This is a genomic window from Mesorhizobium sp. 131-2-1, from assembly GCF_016756535.1.
Lineage (GTDB): Bacteria > Pseudomonadota > Alphaproteobacteria > Rhizobiales > Rhizobiaceae > Mesorhizobium.
In genome coordinates, this window is the sequence record NZ_AP023247.1 from 1,791,046 (window position 1) to 1,814,012 (window position 22,967).

General features: G+C 65.2%; 23 protein-coding genes, 1 tRNA gene and 1 pseudogene. 8 read left to right on the forward strand and 17 right to left on the reverse strand.

Going from position 1 to position 22,967, the window contains the following annotated elements; genetic code table 11:
- Window positions 1-12: 12 nt before the first annotated feature.
- On the forward strand, window positions 13-1,197 hold the full coding sequence (locus tag JG743_RS08810; RefSeq protein WP_202299534.1) for a CaiB/BaiF CoA transferase family protein: 1,185 nt from the start codon (window positions 13-15) through the stop codon (window positions 1,195-1,197).
- The gene (locus tag JG743_RS08815) at window positions 1,194-2,045 is read left to right on the forward strand and encodes a citryl-CoA lyase (protein WP_202299536.1); all 852 of its coding nucleotides are present in this window, start codon (window positions 1,194-1,196) and stop codon (window positions 2,043-2,045) included. The genes JG743_RS08810 and JG743_RS08815 overlap by 4 nt, the downstream gene beginning before the upstream one ends.
- A gap of 4 nt (window positions 2,046-2,049) precedes the next feature.
- Here JG743_RS08815 and JG743_RS08820 read toward each other — a convergent pair whose 3' ends face one another.
- The 8 genes from JG743_RS08820 to JG743_RS08860 form a co-directional block, all read right to left on the reverse strand.
- Window positions 2,050-2,526, reverse strand: coding sequence for an NUDIX hydrolase (locus JG743_RS08820; protein ID WP_202299538.1), 477 nt, complete (start codon window positions 2,524-2,526; stop codon window positions 2,050-2,052).
- A 133-nt stretch (window positions 2,527-2,659) separates the two neighbouring features.
- The gene (locus tag JG743_RS08825; protein ID WP_202299540.1) at window positions 2,660-2,959 is read right to left on the reverse strand and encodes a hypothetical protein; all 300 of its coding nucleotides are present in this window, start codon (window positions 2,957-2,959) and stop codon (window positions 2,660-2,662) included.
- 165 nt (window positions 2,960-3,124) lie between these two features.
- The gene (locus JG743_RS08830) at window positions 3,125-3,817 is read right to left on the reverse strand and encodes a response regulator transcription factor (RefSeq protein ID WP_202299542.1); all 693 of its coding nucleotides are present in this window, start codon (window positions 3,815-3,817) and stop codon (window positions 3,125-3,127) included.
- Window positions 3,814-6,552: a sensor histidine kinase gene (locus JG743_RS08835; protein WP_202299544.1), complete on the reverse strand. Its 2,739-nt coding sequence runs from the start codon at window positions 6,550-6,552 to the stop codon at window positions 3,814-3,816. The genes JG743_RS08830 and JG743_RS08835 overlap by 4 nt, the downstream gene beginning before the upstream one ends.
- Window positions 6,553-6,624: 72 nt before the next feature.
- Window positions 6,625-7,194, reverse strand: a complete 570-nt coding sequence (gene kdpC, locus JG743_RS08840; RefSeq protein WP_202299553.1) for a potassium-transporting ATPase subunit KdpC — start codon at window positions 7,192-7,194, stop codon at window positions 6,625-6,627.
- Between the two features lie 11 nt (window positions 7,195-7,205).
- On the reverse strand, window positions 7,206-9,299 hold the full coding sequence (gene kdpB / locus JG743_RS08845) for a potassium-transporting ATPase subunit KdpB (RefSeq protein WP_202299555.1): 2,094 nt from the start codon (window positions 9,297-9,299) through the stop codon (window positions 7,206-7,208).
- Between the two features lie 209 nt (window positions 9,300-9,508).
- Window positions 9,509-11,212, reverse strand: coding sequence for a potassium-transporting ATPase subunit KdpA (gene kdpA / locus JG743_RS08855; protein WP_202299557.1), 1,704 nt, complete (start codon window positions 11,210-11,212; stop codon window positions 9,509-9,511).
- Between the two features lie 34 nt (window positions 11,213-11,246).
- Window positions 11,247-11,336, reverse strand: a complete 90-nt coding sequence (locus JG743_RS08860; RefSeq protein ID WP_202299559.1) for a K(+)-transporting ATPase subunit F — start codon at window positions 11,334-11,336, stop codon at window positions 11,247-11,249.
- A 434-nt stretch (window positions 11,337-11,770) separates the two neighbouring features.
- Between JG743_RS08860 and JG743_RS08865 the strand changes: the two genes are divergently transcribed.
- On the forward strand, window positions 11,771-13,561 hold the full coding sequence (locus tag JG743_RS08865; RefSeq protein WP_202299561.1) for an NAD(P)/FAD-dependent oxidoreductase: 1,791 nt from the start codon (window positions 11,771-11,773) through the stop codon (window positions 13,559-13,561).
- A gap of 195 nt (window positions 13,562-13,756) precedes the next feature.
- Here JG743_RS08865 and JG743_RS08870 read toward each other — a convergent pair whose 3' ends face one another.
- Both JG743_RS08870 and JG743_RS08875 read right to left on the reverse strand, forming a co-directional pair.
- Window positions 13,757-14,983, reverse strand: coding sequence for an amidohydrolase/deacetylase family metallohydrolase (locus JG743_RS08870; RefSeq protein ID WP_202299563.1), 1,227 nt, complete (start codon window positions 14,981-14,983; stop codon window positions 13,757-13,759).
- 31 nt (window positions 14,984-15,014) lie between these two features.
- Window positions 15,015-15,380: a RidA family protein gene (locus JG743_RS08875; RefSeq protein WP_202299565.1), complete on the reverse strand. Its 366-nt coding sequence runs from the start codon at window positions 15,378-15,380 to the stop codon at window positions 15,015-15,017.
- 187 nt (window positions 15,381-15,567) lie between these two features.
- On the opposite strand from JG743_RS08875, the gene JG743_RS08880 reads away from it, so the two are divergent.
- Complete coding sequence (locus tag JG743_RS08880) at window positions 15,568-16,053, forward strand: hypothetical protein (protein WP_202299567.1); 486 nt, start codon at window positions 15,568-15,570, stop codon at window positions 16,051-16,053.
- Window positions 16,054-16,074: 21 nt separating this feature from the next.
- Here JG743_RS08880 and JG743_RS08885 read toward each other — a convergent pair whose 3' ends face one another.
- The 3 genes and pseudogenes from JG743_RS08885 to JG743_RS08895 form a co-directional block, all read right to left on the reverse strand.
- Window positions 16,075-16,263: a DUF3606 domain-containing protein gene (locus JG743_RS08885; protein ID WP_202299569.1), complete on the reverse strand. Its 189-nt coding sequence runs from the start codon at window positions 16,261-16,263 to the stop codon at window positions 16,075-16,077.
- 108 nt (window positions 16,264-16,371) lie between these two features.
- On the reverse strand, window positions 16,372-16,602 hold the full coding sequence (locus JG743_RS08890) for a hypothetical protein (RefSeq protein ID WP_202299571.1): 231 nt from the start codon (window positions 16,600-16,602) through the stop codon (window positions 16,372-16,374).
- Between the two features lie 112 nt (window positions 16,603-16,714).
- Window positions 16,715-16,870, reverse strand: a pseudogene (locus JG743_RS08895) (ABC transporter permease); the annotation flags it as partial.
- A gap of 230 nt (window positions 16,871-17,100) precedes the next feature.
- Here JG743_RS08895 and JG743_RS08900 point away from each other — a divergent pair.
- Window positions 17,101-17,535 carry a hypothetical protein gene (locus JG743_RS08900; protein WP_202299573.1) on the forward strand — a complete coding sequence of 145 codons (435 nt, stop codon included), beginning with the start codon at window positions 17,101-17,103 and terminating at the stop codon, window positions 17,533-17,535.
- A gap of 167 nt (window positions 17,536-17,702) precedes the next feature.
- Here the strand turns inward: JG743_RS08900 and JG743_RS08905 are convergent, their stop codons facing one another.
- From JG743_RS08905 to JG743_RS08920, 4 genes are all read right to left on the reverse strand, one after another.
- The gene (locus tag JG743_RS08905) at window positions 17,703-18,092 is read right to left on the reverse strand and encodes a hypothetical protein (protein WP_202299575.1); all 390 of its coding nucleotides are present in this window, start codon (window positions 18,090-18,092) and stop codon (window positions 17,703-17,705) included.
- A 105-nt stretch (window positions 18,093-18,197) separates the two neighbouring features.
- Window positions 18,198-19,217, reverse strand: coding sequence for an LLM class flavin-dependent oxidoreductase (locus JG743_RS08910; protein WP_202299577.1), 1,020 nt, complete (start codon window positions 19,215-19,217; stop codon window positions 18,198-18,200).
- Between the two features lie 303 nt (window positions 19,218-19,520).
- On the reverse strand, window positions 19,521-19,736 hold the full coding sequence (locus JG743_RS08915; protein ID WP_202299579.1) for a hypothetical protein: 216 nt from the start codon (window positions 19,734-19,736) through the stop codon (window positions 19,521-19,523).
- A 325-nt stretch (window positions 19,737-20,061) separates the two neighbouring features.
- Window positions 20,062-20,151: transfer RNA gene (locus tag JG743_RS08920), tRNA-Ser, on the reverse strand.
- Window positions 20,152-20,521: 370 nt separating this feature from the next.
- Between JG743_RS08920 and JG743_RS08925 the strand changes: the two genes are divergently transcribed.
- The 3 genes from JG743_RS08925 (at window position 20,522) to JG743_RS08935 (ending at window position 22,890) form a co-directional block, all read left to right on the forward strand.
- Window positions 20,522-21,223: a hypothetical protein gene (locus JG743_RS08925; RefSeq protein WP_202299590.1), complete on the forward strand. Its 702-nt coding sequence runs from the start codon at window positions 20,522-20,524 to the stop codon at window positions 21,221-21,223.
- A gap of 115 nt (window positions 21,224-21,338) precedes the next feature.
- Entirely contained in the window at window positions 21,339-21,662 is a 324-nt protein-coding gene (locus JG743_RS08930) for a hypothetical protein (RefSeq protein ID WP_202299592.1), read from the forward strand.
- 238 nt (window positions 21,663-21,900) lie between these two features.
- On the forward strand, window positions 21,901-22,890 hold the full coding sequence (locus tag JG743_RS08935; protein WP_202299594.1) for a BMP family lipoprotein: 990 nt from the start codon (window positions 21,901-21,903) through the stop codon (window positions 22,888-22,890).
- Window positions 22,891-22,967: the final 77 nt, after the last annotated feature.

Below are 22,967 nucleotides of genomic sequence, written 5' to 3' on the forward strand. Positions count from 1 at the left end.
ATCTGGAGCGTCATGACCGACCTGCTTTCCGGCATCCGTGTCCTCGACCTGACCAATGTTCTGGCCGGCCCTTACTGCGCCTACCAGCTGGCGCTGCTCGGCGCCGACGTGATCAAGGTCGAGGCGCCGAATGGCGGGGATCTGGCGCGCCAGCTCGGCGCTTCGGCAACGCTCAACCAGGCCGGCATGGGCTCCTCGTTCCTGGCGCAGAACGCCGGCAAACGATCGGTCGTGCTCGATCTCAAGAAGGAGGCCGATCGCGACCGGTTCCTTGACTTGGTCGCCTCCGCCGATGCGCTGGTGGAGAACTTCCGGCCGGGCGTGATGGACCGGCTGGGCCTCGGCCATGCCAGCCTGAAGGCGGTCCGCCCGAGTCTCGTCTATTGCGCCATATCGGGGTTCGGCCAGAGCGGGCCGATGCGCGACAATCCGGCCTACGACCAGATCATCCAGGGGCTGTCGGGCATCATGAGCATCACTGGCACGCCGGAAACGGCGCCGCTGCGTGTCGGCTATCCGGTCGCCGACACACTGGGCGGGCTGGTCGGCGCCTTCGCCATCGCTGCCGCGCTGGTCAGGCAGAAGACAACCGGCGAGGGCGCGTTCCTCGACGTCTCGATGCTGGAGTGCACGCTGTCGGCGCTCGGCTGGCCGGTGTCCAACTATCTGACGGCCGGCGTCGAGCCGCGGCCGATGGGCAATGAGAACATGACGGCGGCACCGTCCGGCGCGTTCCGCACCGGCGATGGGCTGCTCAACATCGCCGCCAACAAGCAGGAGCAGTTCGTCACGCTCTGCCGGCTGATCGATCGGCCGGAGTTGGCGTCCGATCCGCGCTTTGCCGAACGCGAGGCGCGCAAGCAGAACCGCGCGGCGCTGAAGGCGCTGATCGAGGATGCGCTGGCGGGTGCCTCGGCGGCCGCCTGGGAGGAAAAGCTCAATCGCGCCGGCGTGCCGGCAGGGCGGGTGCTGACGATCCCGCAAGTGCTCGGCGAACGCCAAGTGACCGAGCGCGGCATGACGACCCGCTTCGAAAGCGTGCCGGGCATGGATCAGGCGCTTACCGTGGTGCGCGGCGGCTTCATGGTTGACGGCGGAGCGCCATTGCCGGCCACGCCGCCGCCGGCGCTGGGCGAACACATGGATGAGGTCTTCGCCAGCCTGCCGCAGCGCTCGGGAACGAGGGCACGGGCATGAGCGATGCGGAGAAAAAGACCGGCCGCGAGCGCGGCGAGGACTGGTGGCGGAACGGCATCATCGAGATGAGCCCCGGCGTCATCCGGCTGCGCGGCTACGAGATCCAGGACCTCATCGGCCGCGTCAGCTTCCCGGCGATCATCTGGCTGATGCTGCGCGGCGACCTGCCCAGCGAGGACCAGGCGGCGCTGCTCGGCATCGCGCTCGGTGCTGCCGTCGACCATGGGCCGCAGGCGCCGTCGATCGCCATTGCCCGCATGGCCGCTACCTGCGGCGTCGGCATCAACAACGCCATGGCCTCGGCCATCAACGTGCTGGGCGACGTGCATGGCGGCGCCGGCGAGCAGGCGCTTTCCTTCTACGGCGACATCGCCGCTGCGATGGACCAGGGCACGACGCTCGCCGATGCGGTGTCGGTGCGGCTCGATCGCTTCTTCGCCGAGGACAAGGGCTATGTGCCGGGTCTCGGCCATCGCTTCCATCCGGTCGATCCGCGGGCGCCACGCCTCATCGAGCTGACCCGGGCTTTCGCCGCCCGTGGCGTCGTCGTTGGCCGCTTCGCCGATATCGCCGAGGCCATCGAGGCCGAGGTGGCAAGGCGCAAGGGCAAGAGGATCCCGCTCAACATCGATGGCGCGACGGCGGTGATCTACGGCGAGCTCGGCTTCCCGCCGCCACTGACGCGCGGCCTGTTCGTGCTGTCGCGCTCGGTCGGAATCCTGGCGCATGCCTGGGAGCAGTCGCAGCAGGGCGAACGCAACAAGGGGCCGCTGCCGCGGGAATGGCTGTGGGCCTATGCAGGCGCGCCCGCGCGGCCCTTCCCCGGACGCGGGGACGCGAGCGACTGAAGCTTCAGCGTCCGCCTGAAGGCTTTGCCTGCGGAAGCCCTAGATCCCTAAGCAGGGTCGAGAGATCCGGCTCGTCGATAAGCAGCGCCGCATCGGCTGGCGCCAGCCACGCCCGCTGCCGTTTGCCTTCCTCCGCCCAGCTCGGCAGTTCCTCGGTCACTTCCAGCAGATAGACGACGACGTCGACACGGACGAAGCGGTTCTCCAGCCGTTTCCAGTAGGAATAGGTTCCGGCCGGCTGCTTCAGGATGTTGCCGAGGACACCGGCTTCTTCCCGCGCCTCGATCATGGCCGCCTTGCGCCCGCTCTTGCCTTTCATCGGCCAGCCCTTGGGCACGATGAAACGCCTGGTCGTGCGCGACGTCACCAGCATCACTTCGATGCCGCCGCCTGCGCCCAGCCGAAAGGGTATGGCCGCCACCTGGCGGATCCGTTCGCCCTTCTTTGCCTTGCGTACCGCTGTCTTCTTGGTCGCTGCCATTCCCAGAAACCCAGCCGGATCGCGCCCCTGCCGAGCAAGGAGGGCGCTATCCCCAAAACCTCAAAACCGCCGCCAATGCAACATTGCATTTCCGGCAGGTAAGTCGGCTAAATAAATCGAAAACGCCGGCTTGTCAGCGGCACGACGTCAAAATCGCATTGCCCAGCACCTGGCAGCTCGGCTTGACCACCGGCACCTGCGGTCTGGGTTGCGGCACGATCTGGCGATCCAGCTCGCGATTTAGCTGCTGCTGTTGCTGGAATTGCTGTCGCTGCAGCCTGCTCTGCAGCTGCTGCAATTCGTTCTGCTGGACCAGAACATTGCGATTTGTTGGGATAACGACTTGCGCCGAGGCGTGCGGGGCCAAGGCCGGCAATGTCGCCGTCGCCAGCATTGCCGACATGAGAACCGTCGTTGGACGAAGCTGCGGCATCGATCCGCTCCCGCGTTAAAACCTTCCATCCATATAGGGCATTTGACAGGCGGTGCCATGGTTGGTGCGCAGCCACTCCGAATTGATGAATTCGTCCGCCGAGAATCCGCCCGCTGATTTTTGTTCCGACAGGCCGGGACGATCGGCGATTGCCGATCGCCCGTATCACTCCACCTCGCGCAGACGGTAGCCGACGCCGGTTTCGGTGGTGATGTAGCGCGGCTGATCGGGTGTCTTTTCGATCTTCTGCCGGAGCTGGCGGACATAGACCCTCAGATATTGCACGTCGGTGCTGTCGCCCCAGACCTGCTTCAGCAGGAAATGGTGGGTCAGCACCTTGCCGGCGTGCTGCACCAGGATGCGCAATATGTCGTATTCCTTGGGCGAAAGCTTCACCTCCTTGCCCTCGACCCTGACGATGCGCTTGACTAGGTCGACGGTCAGGTCGCCGGTGTGGAAGACCGGCTTCTCGCCCTGTTGCTGGAACTTGTGGCGCAGCGCCACGCGGATGCGCGCGACCAGCTCGTTCATGCCGAACGGCTTGGTGACATAGTCGTCGGCGCCGAGCTCCAGCGCCGAGACGATGCCGGCCTCGTCGGTGCGGCTGGAGAGGATGACGACGGGAATGTCGAGGCCGTCGCCCCGCCACTTGCCGAGCAATTCGTGACCGGTCATGCCGGGCAGGCCGAGATCGAGCAGGATCAGGTCCGGCTTCTCCGTTTCCACCAGCTCAATGGCTACTTTCGCGTTCGGCGCTTCGGACACCGCATAGCCCTGGCTGCCAAGCCCGACGCGCAGCAATTTGCGGATCGGTGGCTCGTCGTCCACGACCAGTATGGTGACGTTCAGATTTGTCATGTCGGGTCACCGTTGGTCTTGTCGTCCGCCCCGGCCTGGTGCAGGCCGGGCAATTCCGTCGGCACCGGCATGCGGATGGTGAAGATCGCGCCGCTGCGGTCGGTGCGGTTTGACGCCACGATCGTGCCGCCCATCGCCTCGATGAAGCCGCGGCTGATCGACAGGCCGAGCCCGGTGCCGGCGCGCACCTGGTCGCGCTTGCGCACCCGGTAGAAGGTGTCGAAGATCCGCTCCAGATCATCCGGCGGAATGCCCGGTCCCTCATCCATGATCTGCAGGATGACGGAGCCGTTGTCGACCCAGCCCTGCAGCCGGATGGTGGAGCCGGGCGGGGCGTATTTCGCGGCATTGTCGAGGAGGTTGAACAGCGCCTGCTCGAACAGCACCGGATCGAGCCTGAGCATCGGCAGGTCGGCCGGGATGTCGACCTCGGTCTTGTGGTCCCCGGTGATCTTGCGTGCCCTGAGCAGGGCCGAGCCGACACTATCGCCGACATAGTGGAGGGCACGGTTCGGCTCCATCGCGCCGGATTCGATCTTGGTCATGTCGAGCAGGTTGGCGATGAAGCGGTTCAGCCGCTCCGACTCGTCGAGCACGGTCGACAAGAGCTCGGCGCGGTCCGTTTCGGGCAGTGCAGCCGAAAAATCCCTCAGCGTGCCGGCAGCGCCCATGATGGCTGCGAGCGGCGTCTTCAAATCATGCGAGATCGAGGTGAGCAGCGCCGAGCGCAAACGGTCGGCCTCGGCGGCGAGCTTGGCGCGGTCGACGTCCGCGACCAGCTGGATGCGCTCGATGGCCACCGCCGCCTGGTCGGCGAGCGCGTCGAGCAGGCGCTGCTGCTCGGGCGTCAGCAGCGGACCCTGCCTGTCGTCGTCGAGGCCGACGACGCCGATCGCCGTGCGGCCGGTCCTGAGTGGAAGATAGAGGCGCTTCGCGCCGGGCAGGGTGTCGGCGCCGCGGCCGGCGGCGCGGTTATGCTCCCACGCCCAGCGTGCCGCCGCGATGTCGGCCTCGGCCAGCGTGTCGTCGGGCGGATAGCCGGCCTTGACGGTAATGGTGCCGTTCTCGGGCAGCAGCAGGACGACACGCAGCTTCAGCATGAGGGCGATCTGGAAGGCGGTGGCCCACAACACGTCGTCCAGCGTGCCGGCGCCGGCAAGCTTCCTGGAAAACTGATAGAGCTCCTCAGTGGCCCGCGCCCGCGAGCGGGCGGCGATCGCCTGGCGCTGCACGCGCGCCGTCAGGTTGCTGGCGATGACGGCGACGACGAGGAAGATGGCAAGCGCGACAATGCTCTCGGGATCCCGGATCGTCAGCGTGTAGCGCGGTTCGAGGAAAAAGAAGTTGAACGCCAAGGCACTGACCAGACAGGCATAAAAGGCTGGCCAGAAGCCGCCGGTCACCGCCGATGCCAGCACCGCCACGAGAAAGACGATGGCGAGGTTGCGGACGTCGAGAAACTGGTCGAGGACCGCGCTGAAGGCGAGAGAGCCCGCGACATACGCCGTGGCAAGCAAATAGGGCCAGATTTCGAAGGGCTTTTGCTCGGCTGCCGTCCCGACAGTCTTCGACGCCGCCTCGGTGCCCTGTTCGGTCCCCGAAATGACGTGGACGCTGATGTCGCCGGCATCACGGATGAGATCATAGGTGAGCGAGCCTTCGATCAATTCCCGCCAGCGCGACCGGGTCGGCCTGCCGATCACGATATGGGTGAAGTTGTTCGCCTTGGCATGGCGAACGATGTCCTGCGCGACATACTGGCCGGGAATGGTAGTCACCTCGGCGCCGAGCTGCTCGGCGAGGCGCAGGTTCGCCGCCAGCCGATCCTTGTCTTTCTCGGGCATGGCGGCCGAGCGAGGCGTATCCACGTGAAGCGCCGTCCAGGGCGCGCGCAGCCTATCGGCCAGCCGGCGTGCATAGCGGATGCGGGCAGCCCCGCCCGGACGCGCATCGACGCAGACGAGCACCCTTTCACCCGCCGCCCATGGCCCCGGTATGGCGTGCGACTGCATGTGGTTCAGCAATTGCTCGTCGACGCGCTGGGCGGTGCGCCTCAGCGCCAGTTCCCGCAGCGCCGTCAGATTGCCCGGCGAGAAGTAGTTCTCGATGGCGCGTTGCGCGGTGTTGGGGAAATAGACCTTGCCTTCCCCCAGCCGCTTGATCAGGTCGTCTGGCGTGAGGTCGATGATCTCGATGTCGTCAGCCTGGTCGATGACGGAATCGGGAACCGTCTCGCGCACCCTGACCCGGGTGATCTGCGCCACGACATCGTTCAGACTTTCGACATGCTGGATGTTGAGCGTGGTGTAGACGTCGATCCCGTGCGTCAGGATCTCCTGGACGTCGAGATAGCGCTTGGGATGGCGGCTGCCTGGTGCGTTGGTGTGGGCGAGCTCGTCGACGAGCACCAGCGCCGGCCGGCGGGAAAGGATGGCGTCGATGTCCATCTCGTCGAGGACGCGCCCCTTGTAGTCGACGTGGCGGCGCGGGATCACCTCATAGCCTTCGACCAGTGCCTGGGTCTCCCTGCGGCCATGCGTCTCGACGACGCCGATCACCACGTCCACGCCGTCGGCCAGCCGGGCGCGACCGGCCATCAGCATTTCGTAGGTCTTGCCGACGCCTGGCGCGGCGCCGAGGAAAATCCGCAGACGGCCGCGCTCTTCCCGTTCGGCATGCTCGAGCAGCGCGTCCGGCGAGGGTCTTTTTTCGGCGTTGCTTCTGTCGTCCGGCATCTGATCCTGCGTCTGGCACCAACCCTAAACATGGATTGCGCCGGGTACGCTGTCGATCCCCGGCGCCACCATTCACTGTTTCGTGGCTTCGTCCAGCGCGAGGTTGAGCGCCAGCACGTTTACCACCGGCTCACCCAGAACACCGAGCTCGCGGTCCTCGACATGGCTGTCGACAAGCGTCTTGACCTTGGCCTCGTCGAGGCCCCTGGCCTTGGCCACCCTGGGAACCTGGAAATAGGCGGCCTCGGGGCTGATGTGCGGGTCAAGCCCGCTGCCGGAGGTCGTCACCAGGTCCATCGGCACCGGCTGGCCCGGGTTTTCCGCCTTCAGCTTCTCCGCGTCGCCCTTGATGCGGTCGATCAGCTTGGGATTGGTCGGGCCGAGGTTGGAGCCACTGGAGGCGGCGGCGTTGTAACCGTCGCCGGCGGCCGAAGGGCGGCCATGGAAATAGCGGTCGCTGGCAAAGGCCTGGCCGATCAGCTCGGAGCCGATGACCTTGCCGTCCTTCTCGATCAGGCTGCCATTGGCCTGGCGCGGGAACAGCGCCTGGGCGATGCCGGTCATGCCGATCGGGTAGATCAGGCCGGTGAGGACGGTGAAGAAGACGATCATGACGATCGCGGGTCTGACTTGCTTGAGCATGGAAATGGTCCTTATGCGAGGCCGAGCGCCGTGATGGCCAAGTCGATCGCCTTGATGCCGACGAAGGGGACGATGACGCCGCCAAGGCCATAGACGAGCAGATTGCGGCTGAGCAGCGCGCCGGCGCCGATGGCGCGGTATTTGACGCCTTTCAGCGACAGCGGGATCAGCGCGATGATGATCAGCGCGTTGAAGATGATGGCCGAGAGGATGGCGCTCTGCGGCGTCGCCAAATGCATGATGTTGAGTGCCTGCAGCGGGCCGGAGGTCTGGCCCGGCGCGACATAGAAGACGGCGAACATCGCCGGGATGATGGCGAAATACTTGGCGACGTCGTTGGCGATGGAGAACGTCGTCAGCGAGCCGCGCGTCATCAAGAGCGCCTTGCCGATCTCGACGATTTCGATCAGCTTGGTCGGGTCGCTGTCGAGGTCGACCATGTTGCCGGCCTCGCGCGCGGCCACAGTGCCGGTGTTCATGGCGACGCCGACATCGGCCTGGGCTAACGCCGGCGCGTCGTTGGTGCCGTCGCCGCACATGGCGACCAGCTTGCCCTTCGACTGCTCGTCGCGGATCAGCTTCAGCTTGTCCTCGGGCGTCGCCTGGGCAAGGAAGTCGTCGACGCCGGCTTCCGCCGCGATCGCCGCCGCCGTCATCGGATTGTCGCCGGTGATCATCACCGTGCGGATGCCCATCTTGCGCAGCTCGGCGAAACGCTCGCGGATACCGCCCTTGACGATGTCCTTCAGGTGGACGATGCCGAGCAGGCGCCCGTCGCGCTCGACCGCCAGCGGCGTGCCGCCGGACTTGGCGACCTCGTCGGCGATCGCCTGCAGATCCCGGATCGTTTCGGTGCCGGGGCGCGTCGCGTGGCTGGCCACGGTCGACTGGTTGACATGGGCGAGCACGGAATCGACGGCGCCCTTGCGCACCGACGAACCGTCTATGTCGACGCCGCTCATGCGGGTCTGCGCGGTGAACGGCACGAAGGTGGCATGCAATGTCGCCATATCGCGGGCGCGGATGGCGTATTTCTCCTTGGCGAGCACGACGATCGAGCGGCCCTCCGGCGTCTCGTCGGCCAGCGAGGCGAGTTGCGCGGCGTCCGCCAGCTCCTGCTCGGTGACGCCCTTGACCGGACGGAACTCCGTCGCCTGGCGGTTGCCCAGCGTGATGGTGCCGGTCTTGTCGAGCAGCAGCGTGTCGACGTCGCCGGCGGCCTCGACGGCGCGGCCTGACATGGCGAGCACGTTGAAGCGCACCAGGCGGTCCATGCCGGCGATGCCGATGGCCGAGAGCAAAGCGCCGATGGTTGTCGGGATCAGCGTCACGAAAAGCGCGACGAGCACCGTCACCGAGATGTAGCCGCCCGAATAGGAGGCGAAGCTCGGAATGGTGGCGGTGGCCAGCACGAAGATCAGCGTCATGCCGACGAGAAGGATGTTGAGCGCGATCTCGTTCGGCGTCTTCTGGCGTTCCGCGCCTTCGACCAGCGAGATCATGCGGTCGAGGAAGGTGTGGCCGGAGGCGGCGGTGATGCGCACGCGGATCCAGTCGGAGAGCACCTGCGTGCCGCCGGTGACGGCCGAGCGGTCGCCGCCGGATTCGCGGATGACCGGCGCGGATTCGCCCGTGATCGCCGCTTCGTTGACGGAAGCGACGCCCTCGATCACCTCGCCGTCGGAGGGGATGGTGTCGCCGGCCTCGACCAGCACGATATCGCCGACCTTCAGGCTGGTGCCGGGCACCAGCTTGAACTTGGAGCGGTCCTCGCCGGCTAGAAGCTTGGCCTGGGTCTCGGTGCGCGCCTTGCGCAGCGAGTCGGCCTGCGCCTTGCCGCGGCCTTCGGCGACGGCTTCGGCGAAGTTGGCGAACAGCACGGTGAACCACAGCCAGATGATGATCTGCAGCGTGAAGCCGAAATCGCCGCCGCCGGTGACGAGATCCCTGACGAACAGCACGGTGGTGAGCAGCGAGACGACGGCGACGACGAACATCACCGGGTTCTTGACCAGCGTGCGCGGGTTGAGCTTCCTGAAGGCGCCGCCGATGGCGGGCCACAGGATGCGGGCATCGATGATACTCGCGGATTTGGACTGGCTCATTTGGAGGCTCCAGTATCGATGTTGGACGGCACCGAGCGGTCGGATGCCGAAAATGGCGGTCCGTAGACCAGCAGCCAGATCACGATCATGACCACTGCCAGGCCGAGGAAGGTGGATATGGTCGGGAAGGGAGGGGGGTTGCCTCGCCCTCATTGTCGGCTCGGGTCCGAGCCTTGCGACGCATGATGTGGAACCAGCGCATAGCGGGCTCAGAAGGTCTGCCCATGGATCATCGCCAAGTGCTCGACGATCGGTCCGATCGCCAGCGCCGGGAAGAAGGTGAGGCCGGCGACGATCAGGATGACGCCGACCAGCAGGCCGACGAACAGCGGGCCGTCGGTGGGGAAAGTGCCGGCCGAGGCTGGCACCGTCTTCTTCGCCACCAGCGATCCGGCGATGGCCAGCGCCGGGATGATGACCAGGAAGCGGCCCATCAGCATGCCGATGCCGAGCGTGATGTTGTACCAGGGCGTGTTGCCGGTGAGACCGCCAAAGGCCGAGCCGTTGTTGGCCGCTGCCGAGGTGTAAGCGTAGAGGACCTCGGAGAAGCCGTGCGGCCCGGCATTGCCCATCGAGGCGACGGCGCTCGGCAGCACGACCGCGATGGCCGTGAAGATCAGCATGGCCAGTGGCAGGCAGAGGATGGCGAGCATTGCCATCTTGACCTCCTTGGCCTCGATCTTCTTGCCGAGATATTCGGGCGTGCGGCCGACCATCAGGCCGGCGACGAAGACGGCGACGACGATGAACATCAGGATGCCGTAGAAGCCGGCGCCGACGCCGCCGACGATGACCTCACCGAGCTGCATGTTGAGGATCGGGACCAGGCCGCCGATGGCGGTGAAGGAGTCATGCATGGCGTTGACCGCGCCGCAGGAGGCGGCCGTGGTAATGACGGCAAACAGCGCCGACGCGGCGATGCCGAAGCGCGTCTCCTTGCCCTCCATATTGCCGCCGTCGATGCCGAGCGCATGGACCAGCGGATTGCCGGCGGCTTCAGCCCAGTAGCAAACGGCGACGCCGGCTATGAACAGCACGCCCATGGCGGCAAGGATCGCCCAACCCTGGCGCTGGTTGCCGACCATGCGGCCGAAGACGTTGGTCAGCGCTGCGCCCAGCGCGAAGATCGTCACCATCTGGATCAGGTTGGAGATCGCGTCGGGGTTTTCGAAGGGATGCGCGGCATTGGCATTGAAGAAGCCGCCGCCATTGGTGCCGAGCATCTTGATGGCGACCTGCGAGGCGACGGGCCCGAGCGCGATGGTCTGCCTGGCACCCTCCAGCGTGGTGGCGTCGACATAGGGGCCAAGCGTCTGCGGCATGCCCAGCCAGACATAGACGAGGGTGAGAGGGACGCAGAGCGGCAGCAGGATGTAGAGGGTGCAGCGGGTCATATCGACCCAGAAATTGCCGATCGACCTCGACGAGGCGCGGGCGAAGCCGCGGATCAGCGCCACTGCGATCGCGATGCCGACGGCCGCCGACACGAAGTTCTGCACGGTGAGGCCGGCCATCTGCACCAGGTAGGACATAGTGCTTTCGCCGCCATAGTTCTGCCAGTTGGTGTTGGTGACGAAGCTGGCGGCGGTGTTGAAGGCGAGGTTCTGCTCGACGGCCGTCATGCCGGCGGGATTGTAGGGCAACACGCCTTGCAGGCGCTGCAGCACGTAGAGCAGCAGGAAGCTCGCCAGGCTGAAGACCATGATGCCGGCGGCATAGGTGGTCCAGTGCTGCTCCTCCCGCTCGCTGGTTCCCGAAATGCGATAGAGCCCGCGTTCGATCGGACCGAGGATCGGCGACAGCAACGTGCGCTCGCCGTTGAAGACCCGGTACATGTAGCCGCCGAGCGGCCTCACCAGCAAAAGAACGATCCCGCAGTAGACGAGGATCTGTATCCATCCGTTGAGAGTCATAAGAATAGCTTTCCGTGCCTTGCGCCAGATGCGGTCAGAAGCGTTCCGGGCGAACGAGGGCGTATGTCAGGTAGACGAGCAGGAACAGGGTCACGCCACCACCGAGCAAATAATCGATAAGCATTTTGGGGACCTTCGGCTCAGAGAATGTCGCAGGCTTTGATGTAGGCGAAGGACAGGGCGAAGAATAAAACACCTATCCCGATAACGATGACGTCCATCGCGTGTGGTCCTTATTTCCGGTTGGCTTCATTTTGACTGCAGTCGGCAGGGTCGAAGCGACACAAAACACCGCCGCCACCATGACGTGGCGGTCGATACAGCGTCTTTGCCCTCGGAAATATGGATCAGAAGGCCATAAAGGTTCGAGACGGGGCGGAGGGGAAAGAAATAGGAATCCTATAAGGATTTCTGGCTCGTCAGGTCGGTGTCGCCTCTCACTGTCCCGCCGGGCATTTGCAGGCTGGCCTCACCGGATTATCAATAGCCTCGAGACACATTCTGGCGCGGCGCCTACGCTTGGCGCCGCCCGGCCGATATTCCGAGGAAGGATCAAAAATGCTCGACATCGCACCATCGCAACAGGCGGCTGCCTGGCTCGGCTCCTTCGGCCGGGCGCTCGAGGCCGGCGACATCGAGGCGGTGGCCAATCTGTTTGTCGAGGACTGCTACTGGCGCGATCTGCTCACCTTCACATGGAACATCAAGACCATGGAAGGCCAGCCCGCGATCCGCGACATGCTCAAGTCAACACTCTCGACGGCGCGGCCGTCGCAATGGCGCCTTGCCGGCGAGGCGAGCGTCGACGACGGCCTCATCGAGGCCTGGTTCAGCTTCGAAACGGTCGTGGCCCGGGGCGAGGGGATCGTTCGCCTCAAGGACGGCCGCTGCCGGACCTTGTTCACGGCAATGAGCGAGCTCAAGGGCTTCGAGGAGCAAAAGGGTCCGGCGCGGCCGCTCGGCATCCGCCACAAGGCCGATCCCGACCGTGAGACCTGGGCGGAGGCGCGAGCGCGCGAGGCGCGAGATCTTGGCGTCAGGGAGCAGCCCTACTGCCTTGTCATCGGCGGCGGGCAAGGCGGCATCATGCTCGGCGCCAGGTTGAGGCAACTCGGCGTACCGGCAATCATCATCGAGAAGAATGCGCGGCCGGGCGATTCCTGGCGCAACCGCTACCGCTCGCTCGTGCTGCACGATCCGGTCTGGTACGACCATCTGCCCTACATTCCGTTCCCGGAAAACTGGCCGGTGTTCACGCCCAAGGACAAGATGGGCGACTGGCTGGAAATGTATGCCCGGGTGATGGAGCTGAACTACTGGGTCGCCACCAAATGCGTCAGCGCCAGCTATGACGAGGCCGAACAGGTCTGGACTGTGGTCGTCGACCGGGTCGGACAGCGCGTCACGCTGAAGCCGAAGCACATCGTCTTCGCCACCGGCGCCTACGGGCCGCCGCGGCGGATCGACCTGCCCGGCGCCGAAGCGTTCAAGGGCGAGATCCTGCATTCCAGCCAGTATTCCAGCGGCGAGAAGTTCCGCGACAAGCGGGTCGCGGTCATCGGCGCCGCAAGCTCCGGCCATGATGTCAGCGTCGACCTGTGGGAAAGCGGCGCCAAGGTCACCATGGTCCAGCGCTCGCCGACGACCGTGGTGAAGTCGGACACGCTTATGGAGGTCGGCTTCGAAATCTTTTCCGAGAAGGCGCTGGAGCGCGGCATCACCACCGACCGGGCCGACATGATCGTCGCCTCGACGCCATTCGCGCTGGTGCCGAAGGGCCAGCGCGCGCTCTACGACGTGATCAGGAAACGCGATGCGGAATTCTACGATCGTCTGCGGGCCTCGGGCTTTGCCATCGACTTCGGCGAGGACGAGACCGGGCTGCTGATGAAGGCCTATCGCACCGGCTCGGGCTTCTACATCGATGTCGGCGCCTGCGAGCTGATCATCAACGGCGAAATCGGCGTGCGCAGCGGCGCCGGCATCAAGTCGCTGACACCGAGCGGCATCCTGTTCGACGACGGCAGCGAACTCGCCGTCGACGCCATCGTCTCCTGCACCGGCTACCAGTCGATGAACGAGACGGTGGCGACGATCGTGTCGCGCGAGGTCGCCGACAAGGTCGGGCCATGCTGGGGCCTGGGGTCCGGCGTGAAGGGTGATCCGGGCCCGTGGCAGGGCGAGTTGCGCAACATGTGGAAGCCGACGGCGCAAGAAGCGCTGTGGTTCCACGGCGGCAATCTCGCGCTGTCGCGCTTCTATTCGAAGTATGTGGCGATGCAGATCAAGGCGCGGATGGAAGGGATTGCGACGCCGGTGTATGGCGAGCCGAGTAATTCGGGGCGGTGAAGCTGCGATCTCCCCCCTTGTGGGGGAGATGGCCGGCAGGCCAGAGGGGGGCGCTGTCCCGCCTGCCTTTCCAGTCAGCTCGCTTTGCGCTCTCGGACTGGCTCTGGTCGGTCGCAAAATGAACGAAGTTGGCGATCCTTCGCGCCCCCCTCTGCCCTGCCGGGCATCTCCCCCACAAGGGGGGAGATCAGCCAATCACCTATGCCCGAAATGCCTCGCCGCCACCTCGACATGGGTGTGATGCGCATGCGCCTCGAAGCGCTCGGTTTCGTTGTGGTCGGCGGCCTCGTTCGGCCACCATGTGCCGCCAAGGACGATACCCTCTGAAACCAGCCGCTGGTCGGCGACCAGCGAGGCGCCGATCGCGTCGACGAAAGTGAAGCGGCCCGGTTGCTGCCTTAGCACAGCGACATCGCCGACACCGCCGACCTTCAGCGCACCGAGATCGGGTCGCGCGATCGCCTCAGCCGGGCGTTGCGTCGCCGCGCGCAGAACCTCGACAAGCGGCATGCCGAGCGCCATCAGCTTCGACATGCAGACGAGGATGTCGAAGGCGGGACCGTCGACGCAGTAGAGATGCACGTCGCTCGAGATGACATCCGGCGCGAGACCTTCCGCCAGCATCGCCTTCGCGACTTCGAAGTCGAAGGAGCCCATGCCGTGGCCGATGTCGAAGATGACGCCGCGCTCGCGTGCCAGCCGCATGTCAGGCCGCACCGCGCCCGAAGCGAAGACCGGCGCGTTGGGGAATGGGCGGAAGCAGTGGGTGAGGATATCGCCGCGGCGCAGGCGTGGCAGCACTTCCGAGCGGCCGGGCGGCGGCTCGTCAATATGCGCCATCAGCGGCAGGCCGGCCTTGTCGGCGGCCTCGAGCGCCAGATCCACCGGGGCGATGCCGCTGGTGCCGCCGGCGTGGCGGCCGGAGCGGACCTTGACGCCGACGACGACGTCGGCGTGCTCGCGCACGGTAGCCACCGTCTCGCGCGGCTCGCAGAGCCTCAGGTCGCTACATTCGCCGACGGAGACGGTTTGCGAGAAACCGAAAATGCCGGCGAAGGAGATGTTGACGTAGGCGAGAATGCGGACCTTCGAGCGCTCGATGACGTGGCGGCGGAAGCCGAGGAAATTGCCGGCGCCGGCGCTGCCGGCGTCGATGAAGGTGGTGGTGCCGCTCTTCGCCGCGAGCCGGTCGGCGTCGACGCCGAGCGAGGTGCCGCCCCAGTAGACGTGGCTGTGCAGGTCGATGAGGCCGGGCGTGACGAGGCAGTCTCGCGCGTCGATCACTTGTGTCGCGTGTTCGGCGTCAATCGCCGCTTCGATCGCGGCGACACGGCCGTTGGCGATGGCAAGGTCGCGTGGCGCATCGAGGCCGGATGCTGGGTCGATGAGGCGGCCGCCCTTTATCAGGAGATCGAATTGCATCGGCCAGCCTCCCGTTGTTCTGGTCTCTATGTCAGAGCGGCCGGTAGGCGACGGCCTCGACCTCGATCTTGATGTCGATCATCAGCCGCGACTCCACCGTCGTGCGGGCCGGCGGGTCCTTCGGGAAATGCCTGGCATAGACGGTGTTGAAGGTGCCGAAGTCGCGCGCGTCCTCCAGCCAGACGGTCGTCTTGACGACGTCGTCCATGACGCAGCCGGCGAGCGCCAGCGCCGCCTTGATGTTCTGAAGCACCTGCTCGGTCTGCTCGGCGATGCCGCCCTTGACCACCATGCCGTCGCTGCCAACCGGCACCTGGCCCGAGACATAGACGAAATCGCCGGCGCGGACGGCCGGCGAAAGCGGCACATGGGACGTTCCAAAACACTGCTTGGGCAAGAAGGGCCTCCTGGTCAGACATGGCGCGACCAGTCGCGATCCCGCCGTTGCCGACCCTCTACCCCTATTGGCGCGATCCTCCTAGTGCCCTTGTTGGAGCGCAACATTTTTCCAGAAGGATGTTGCTTTACCGGAGCCGGATCAGCATCTTGCGCCGCCGTGCCGATCGCAATGCAGGAGCAAGAGAATGACCTTCGACAAGAACCCGTTCCCGGCCGGCGACGCCGATCGCCATGCGTTGTGGGACATGCTTGTGCGGCGTGACATCGACGCCTTCCTCAGCCAGGACTGGTCGATGGTCGAGGACGATTTCGTCGCCGAAAGCTTCTTCGGCATGCATGCGCATTTCCTCAACGACGCCGATGCCTGGCGGCTGCAGTTTCCGACGCTCGCTGCCTATCGCGACGAATGGTTGCGCCAGGCCAAGGAGACGGCGGCCACAAAATTCGCCGAGCCGCTGCGCGAGGCACTGTTCCGCGTCACCAACATGCGCGACATCGATGTCGACGGTGACCGTGCCGTGCTGCACAAGAAGTTCAACGGTTCTGTTGCCAAGGCCGACGGCAGCGTCGACAAGCTGAAGTGGCAGACGCTCTATTTCTGCTCGAAGGTCGGCGGCCGCTGGAAGATAACGGGCTTTGTCGGCTACATGCCGCATCCGCTGGGAAGCTAGCTTCCGGCGGAAGCCCTCGATCTACAGACCCTTGATGCTCTCGGCGATCTCGTGCAGCACCTTGCGGTCGGTGCCGTGCCGCTTGATGAGCGTGCGGGCCTGTTCCGGCGTGATGCCGGCCTCCTCGGCGAAATGCCTGACCTCGTAGTCCTCGTCGCCGGCCACTTGCGAACGGTCGCGGTTGTCGGTCTTGGTCTTGTCGTCGGCCATGACTGCGTTCCTCGTTGAACACGAGATAACGAGAAGGTTCCGGTGGGGTTCCCGGAACCTCGACTGGGCGCGACCTTCCTGGGCGCCGAGAGTTATGGGCAGGCGTTCCTAGTGGGTCCGATGATCGAACACCACGCCCATGGTCTTACCAATTGCCGCCATCACGATCAGTTCGACCAGATGGTCGTCGCTGTCGTCGCAAGCCGGACCGATGCGGCGGATGGCATCGATCGCCGCCCTGGTCGATATGGTGTCGCCGGCGCGGAATCTTGAAAGCGTAGAGGAAACAAGTTCTTCGGCCGTCAGGTCTATGGCCGGCACTTTTGGCACCACGTTCATTGGCCTCCTCCTGCCATGAACCCTCACCCAAAAGGATGATACGCCAATGGCTGGCCGGTGCCAGCGAAATGGTGGTCCTACCAGTTCGATGGCGACAGCCTGCCGCCATTTCCTATCTCTCCTCGATGATCCTCAAATAGGCCGTCGTGACGAACAGCACGATCAGGCCGAACAGGATGCGGCAACCGCCTTCGGGCATCTGCAGGATGGTGAGCAGCGTCGTCAGCACGGTGAGGATCAGCGCGCCGATGATGGTCGTGTGATGTCCCCGCGCTCGCCGCTCCCAGGCACCTTCGTTCAGGTTCGACGTTTGGGTGATGCGAGCAGAACGGCCGCGCTCGCACGTGGTTGCGATGTGGCCCTCAGCGTCGGTCGCGGCGTGCGGTCACGTCGTCCCCAAAATGATTCACGACGCGGCCCGTTCCGGGTCTTGCCGGCCTCCGGCGGCGCCATAATTCCACATCGGGGGTGGGTCATTTGCCGAAACAGGAGGCGGCCGTGAAACACCAAACCGTAGACCAACTCAATGCCGTTGCCGACGTCCATGCCGAGGCGACGTATCTCTTCGCAACCCGCGGCCAGCGCCTCGAACGCTGGGCGCAACTTCTGGAGCAGGATCCCGACCGGCGCCTCGGCGCGCTCGCCGGCACCGAATACACGGCTCCCGACCTGCGCGACAGGATGCGCGCTTCGGGATCGCCGATCACGGTCGCCTTCGAGGATCCGGTTTTTCGCGCACAGGGCCTGAGCGATGACAGTTACGGCGAAGCCAGGCGCTTCTTCGAGTTGAGCGACTGGCAGCTGCACGAGATCGTCTGCCATTGCCATGTCGGCGCGACGCTGCCGGCCAGATGGGCGGCCTCCCGCGTTCGCGCGGCGAACTCCCCGGGATCCGGCTTCTTCGCCTGGCTGCGCGGCGTGTTCATGCACTGACGGCGCTGGCGAGCAGCGCGCCGATGGCCAGGAACGGCTCCGGTTCGCCTCGAACCGGAGCCGGCTGATCGAGGATAGAGCGAGATCGAGGCCGATCCGGCTTTCCGCGCGGATTGCGGTCTTGAGGCCGAGGACCGCCAGTCAGGCGCCTTTCCCCGGGGCGCCTGTCATGTCGTGGTCTGGATGATCAGCGTCAGCGTGCCGTCATAATCGATGTTGGCCGCGACGACCTGCGAGGAGTTGAGCCCGTTGGCCTGCAAGACCGACAACGCCTGCGGTGAGGCATCGACGGAACGTTGCAGTTTCAAGAGATCCTCGGCGCTGGTTTCGGTGATCACAGCCTCCGCCTGCGCCTTGATTTCCGCTGGCAGGTCCTCGACCGCCACCAGGGCGATATTGGTGAAATCCTGTCCGGAAAGATCCTGATCGGGCGCCGCCTGGTCCGGCAGGGGCTCTTGTGCCGGGGGCAGGTTCTGCTGCGGCCCGGCGATCTGCGCCGAGACCGGCAGCGTCAGGGCGAGCGCCGAGAGCGTGACGATCATCGTCAACATCCGCATCGTCTATCCTTCCGTTCTTTCGAGGGTGGTGTCCTTGCGACAAGAACCCCTCTGCCGAACGATGGTTCCCGACAATATCGGGCCGTTGGGACGGAGCGGAATCCCTCAGCGCCAGCCGAGGGCCGGCGCAACGAATTTGAGGATCGCCTCGATCACATGCGCGTTGTAGGCGACGCCGAGCTGGTTGGGCACGGTGAGAAGCAGCGTATCGGCTTCGGCGATGGCTTCGTCCGCCTTCAGCTGTTCGATGAGCACGTCCGGCTCAGCGGCATAGGTGCGGCCGAACACAGCGCGCTTCTCGGGCTCGATATAGCCGAAATGATCCTCGCCCTCGCTGCCGCCGAAATAGGCGCGGTCCATGTCGTTGACCAGCGCGAAGATGCTGCGGCTCACCGAGACCCGTGGCTCGCGCGTGTGGCCGGCCTCGGCCCATGCCTTGCGGAAGGCGCGGATCTGCTCGGCCTGCTGGACATGCAGCGGCTGGCCGCCCTCGTCGAATTTGAGCGTCGAGCTCTGCAGGTTCATGCCGAGCTTGGCCGCCCATTCCGCCGTGGCGTTGGTGGCGGCGCCCCACCAGATCCTGTCGCGCAGGCCCTCGGACAAAGGTTCCAGGCGCAGCAGGCCGGGCGGATTGGGGAACATCGGCCGCGGATTTGGCTGGGCAAAGCCATGGCCGCGCAGCACTTCGAGGAAGACCTCGGCATGGCGCCGGGCCATGTCGGCATCGCTCTTGCCCTCCTCGGGAACGTAGCCGAAATAGCGCCAGCCATCGATCACCTGCTCCGGCGAGCCGCGGCTGATGCCGAGCTGCAGCCGGCCGCCGGCGATCAGGTCGGCGGCGCCAGCGTCCTCGACCATGTAGAGCGGGTTCTCGTAGCGCATGTCGATGACCGCGGTGCCGAGCTCGATGCGCTTTGTCTTAGCGCCGGCGGCGGCCAGCAGCGGAAAGGGCGAAGCGAGCTGGCGGGCAAAGTGGTGGACGCGGAAATAGGCGCCGTCGGCGCCTAGCTCCTCGGCGGCGACGGCAAGGTCGATCGACTGCAGCAGCGCATCGGACGCCGAGCGCGTCCCCGATTGCGGCGACGGCGACCAATGCCCGAACGACAGAAAGCCAATTTTCTTCATGAGGTCACCGGATGCGGGATGGGCGGAATGCGATGGCATATAGGGGTTCACGCGGTATCGCCGCAAGGCGGGGTCGATGAGCGGCCGAACGACAAGGCGCAGAGCAATGGGAATTTCCACTCGGTCCGCAGCTGTTTCATCCGGAAGGCGCGTGATGCCTAGCAGGCACAGATAGCGACTGGGCGAAGAGCCTGGACTCAGCCAGCCGTAGCGGCGGTGCGCTTTCGCCAACGGTCAGCCTGATTGGCACCTTGATGACGCTGGACCTTGCCCACGCCCTCGCTCCTGGGAAGAGCATGGAACTTAAGAGGTAGCTAGAGCAAGCCTGGCCGCAAGCAGCAGCACAGCGGCGATGAGGGTCATGACGATCGCGGCGAGCCGGATGCGCTTCATCCCACCTTGTTGCAAGCGTTGTCGAACCTTCGCCGCTTCGTAGGCGCTATAGAGGTACAGGCCGTCGTCGCCGAAGCGATCGGCGTTCGGACGGTTGTTCTGCGTCTTTGGGCGGAGCTTCGCCATCGTTGGACCGTCGAAAGAAAACTCGCCGGGCACAAAACCCCAAGCCCATGGCCCGGCGAGATTGACAACCCGACCACCCGATCGGGACCGGTGGAGGAGTACCGGCAATCTCTTCAGAGCAAGACAGGTGCCAGCTCTTTAGTCCCGAAGTGAGACAGGGTACGCGCCGCCGTCCGTCTTGAACAAAACCGGCTCGGCCTTCATCACGGCAAATCGTTCTCCTCCAAGCCTCCTTCGGTTGCGGTTTCGTTTGAAAACGCATTGGGAAGGATGCAAATGGCAATGACAGATAGTCTGTTAAATCAATCTGTTACGCGATAAGATCTGGCGGAGAGAGCGGGATTCGAACCCGCGTTACGGTCTCCCGTAAACACACTTTCCAGGCGTGCGCCTTCAACCACTCGGCCACCTCTCCGTCCTTGCATGGCGCGCCGGCCGGTTTTGCCGCGCGGGTTGGGGATATGCGCTCCCTTGGGAATTTCGCGCGGTATATCCGCACCTCGAGCGCCCTCAACCGGCGGGCACTCCATCCCGGCGCCCAAAGCCGTCGAAGCAACAGGCGCGGGGCTCATCTAGTCGATCCCGCGGCGAATGCCAAGCCATAATGGCGCTTTGTCAGCTTTGCCGCATACCGTTCGTTCGCCAGGGTTCCCCGCGGTGGCTTTGGCGTGTCCCGGTGGCCGAATGATGTGCACAGGCAGGGCGGCACAGCCGGTCGTTGCTTGACTTCGCCATCCGTCCGCTGTCCTTGTGGACGCAAGGCTTTGCGGGGGCACAGTCCGGAGATGACTTCGACCAATCAGGAGCCGGCGACGCGGCCGGATAGCGGGCTGTCCTACATGCCCGTGGCGTGGCTCGTCATCGTCATGGCCATGTCGGTCTACGGCCTGATGTCGACGTGGCGGCTGATCGGCGATTCCAGCCTGCCGGGAAGCGTCTCCTTCCTCATCTATGGCGGTCTTGTCGCGGGCATCGTCACCATCCTGTGGGGGCTCTACCTGCTCGGCCTCGCCTTCAACCGCTCGGCGCGCTTCCCGCGCCATTTCACCATCTGGCAGGTTGCGACCATCCTTTGGCTGCTGGCGCGGCAGGCCTATGTGCTGCTCACGCCCGACTTCGTCTTCTCGGCCAACAGCCTTGTCTTCACCGGCGGCGAGATCGCCATCGGCGTGCTTTGCCTCTATCTGCTGCGCCGCGGCGCCGGCGCCGATGCCGTCTACGCCAATCCGGAAACCGAGAGCCCGCCGGTGCTGGTTTCGGTGGTGGCGGCCTTGCTCGGCATCATCCTTGGCGCCGCGATCGGCGCCTGCGCCGGGTTTGCCGCGGGCTCGCTGATCGCGGACGCCTCCGATATGAGCTGCTTCGAGGGCGCCTGCGGTTATTTCGCCGTGCTCATCGGCCTGGCCGGGCTGGTGGTCGGCGCCATCGCCGGCGGGGTGTTCGCGGTCTGGCGCGTCAACCGGCGCAAACGCAAGCCGGCGGCGTAGCCTCAAATTCGCGTGTCGCGATTGCCGGCGGGGCGCGCGCGTTCTATCTCTCATGCGGGGAGGGTGCGAATACGGGTCTGTGTGACGGGCCTGGTTTCGTGGGGAGGAAGCCTGGATGCTACGTTTCATCTTTCGTCTGGCGGCGATGGTCGCGCTTTCGGTCTCCGTCATCATGGCGGTGATCGACGCGACGCGCTCGGTGGCGGCCTCAGCCCTGGTCGTGACGCCGCTCAACACAAGCTGGCTGGCAGTATCGCCCGACACCCGCGCGGCCTTCGAAAGCTACGTGCGCGAAAAGGCGAGCCCGCTTCTGTGGGATGGCGTCATTGCCTGGGTGCTGGCCCAGCCCGGCTTCGCGGTGTTCGCCGTGGTGGCCTTCCTGTTCTACGCCATCGGCTACCGGCGGCAGCGGCGGGGCGGTGCGTTCGCCCCGACCTGATCGTCCGCGGTGTGCATCCGCCGCCCAAGCCGGCCGGCGAACCGAATGATGCGCGGCGGCGCCTGTCCGCGCCATGCTTTTCCAAAAGGTCAAAATTCCACGTGAATTTTGTTTCGGGCCGTGCCAGATTGGCCGCGAGCGGGAGGAGCATACTTCCTGCCAGACGTCGTCTGCCCGCCGGAGAACCGGGCTGGCAGGCGGTGCGTAACGGAAAAATAACCGACAGGGTGTGGATCACATGAAACGTATCGTTCTTGGCCTTCTGGCCGCAACCGCAATGGTTCTTCCGGCTTTCGCCGCGGATATCCAGCCGGCGATCCTGTACGATCTCGGCGGCAAGTTCGACAAATCGTTCAACGAGGCATCCTATAACGGCGCCGAGAAGTTCAAGACCGAGACCGGCATCGCCTATGTCGAATTCGAAGTCTCCAACGCCACCCAACGAGAGCAGGCGCTGCGCCGCTTCGCCGAGGACGGCCGCAATCCGATCGTGATGGCCGGCTTCTCCTGGGCGGACGCACTGGACAAGATCGCCACCGAATTCCCCGACACCAAGTTCGCCATCATCGACATGGTCGTCGACAAGCCCAACGTCCGCTCCGTCGTCTACAAGGAGCAGGAAGGCTCCTACCTCGTCGGCGTGATGGCGGCGATGGCCTCGAAGTCCAAGAAGGTCGGCTTCATCGGTGGCATGGACATTCCGCTGATCCGCAAGTTCGGCTGCGGCTATGTCGGCGGCGCCAAGTCGGCCGGCGCCACCGACGTCATCCAGAACATGACGGGCGACACGCCCGCCGCCTGGAACGACCCGGCCAAGGGCGGCGAGATCGCCAAGACGCAGATCGACCAGGGCGCTGACGTGATCTACGCGGCGGCCGGCGGCACCGGCGTCGGCGTGCTGCAGGCAGCGGCCGATTCCGGCAAGCTCGGCATCGGCGTCGATTCCAACCAGAACGGGCTGCAGCCCGGCAAGGTGCTGACCTCGATGGTCAAGCGCGTCGACGTCGCCGTCTACAACACCTTCATGGATGCCAAGAACGACAAGTTCACCGCCGGCATCAACGACCTCGGCCTCAAGGAAGGCGGCGTCGACTACGCCATGGACGACAACAACAAGGCGCTCGTCGACGATGCCATGAAGACGGCCGTCGAGAAGGCCAAGGCCGACATCATCGCCGGCACCGTCAAGGTGCACGACTACATGTCGGACAACGCCTGCCCGTATTGATCGGCTCTGGTATTCAGCAAAGCGGACCGCCGGGTGAAAGCCCGGCGGTTTCTTTTAATAGCATCGGCCAGAACCGG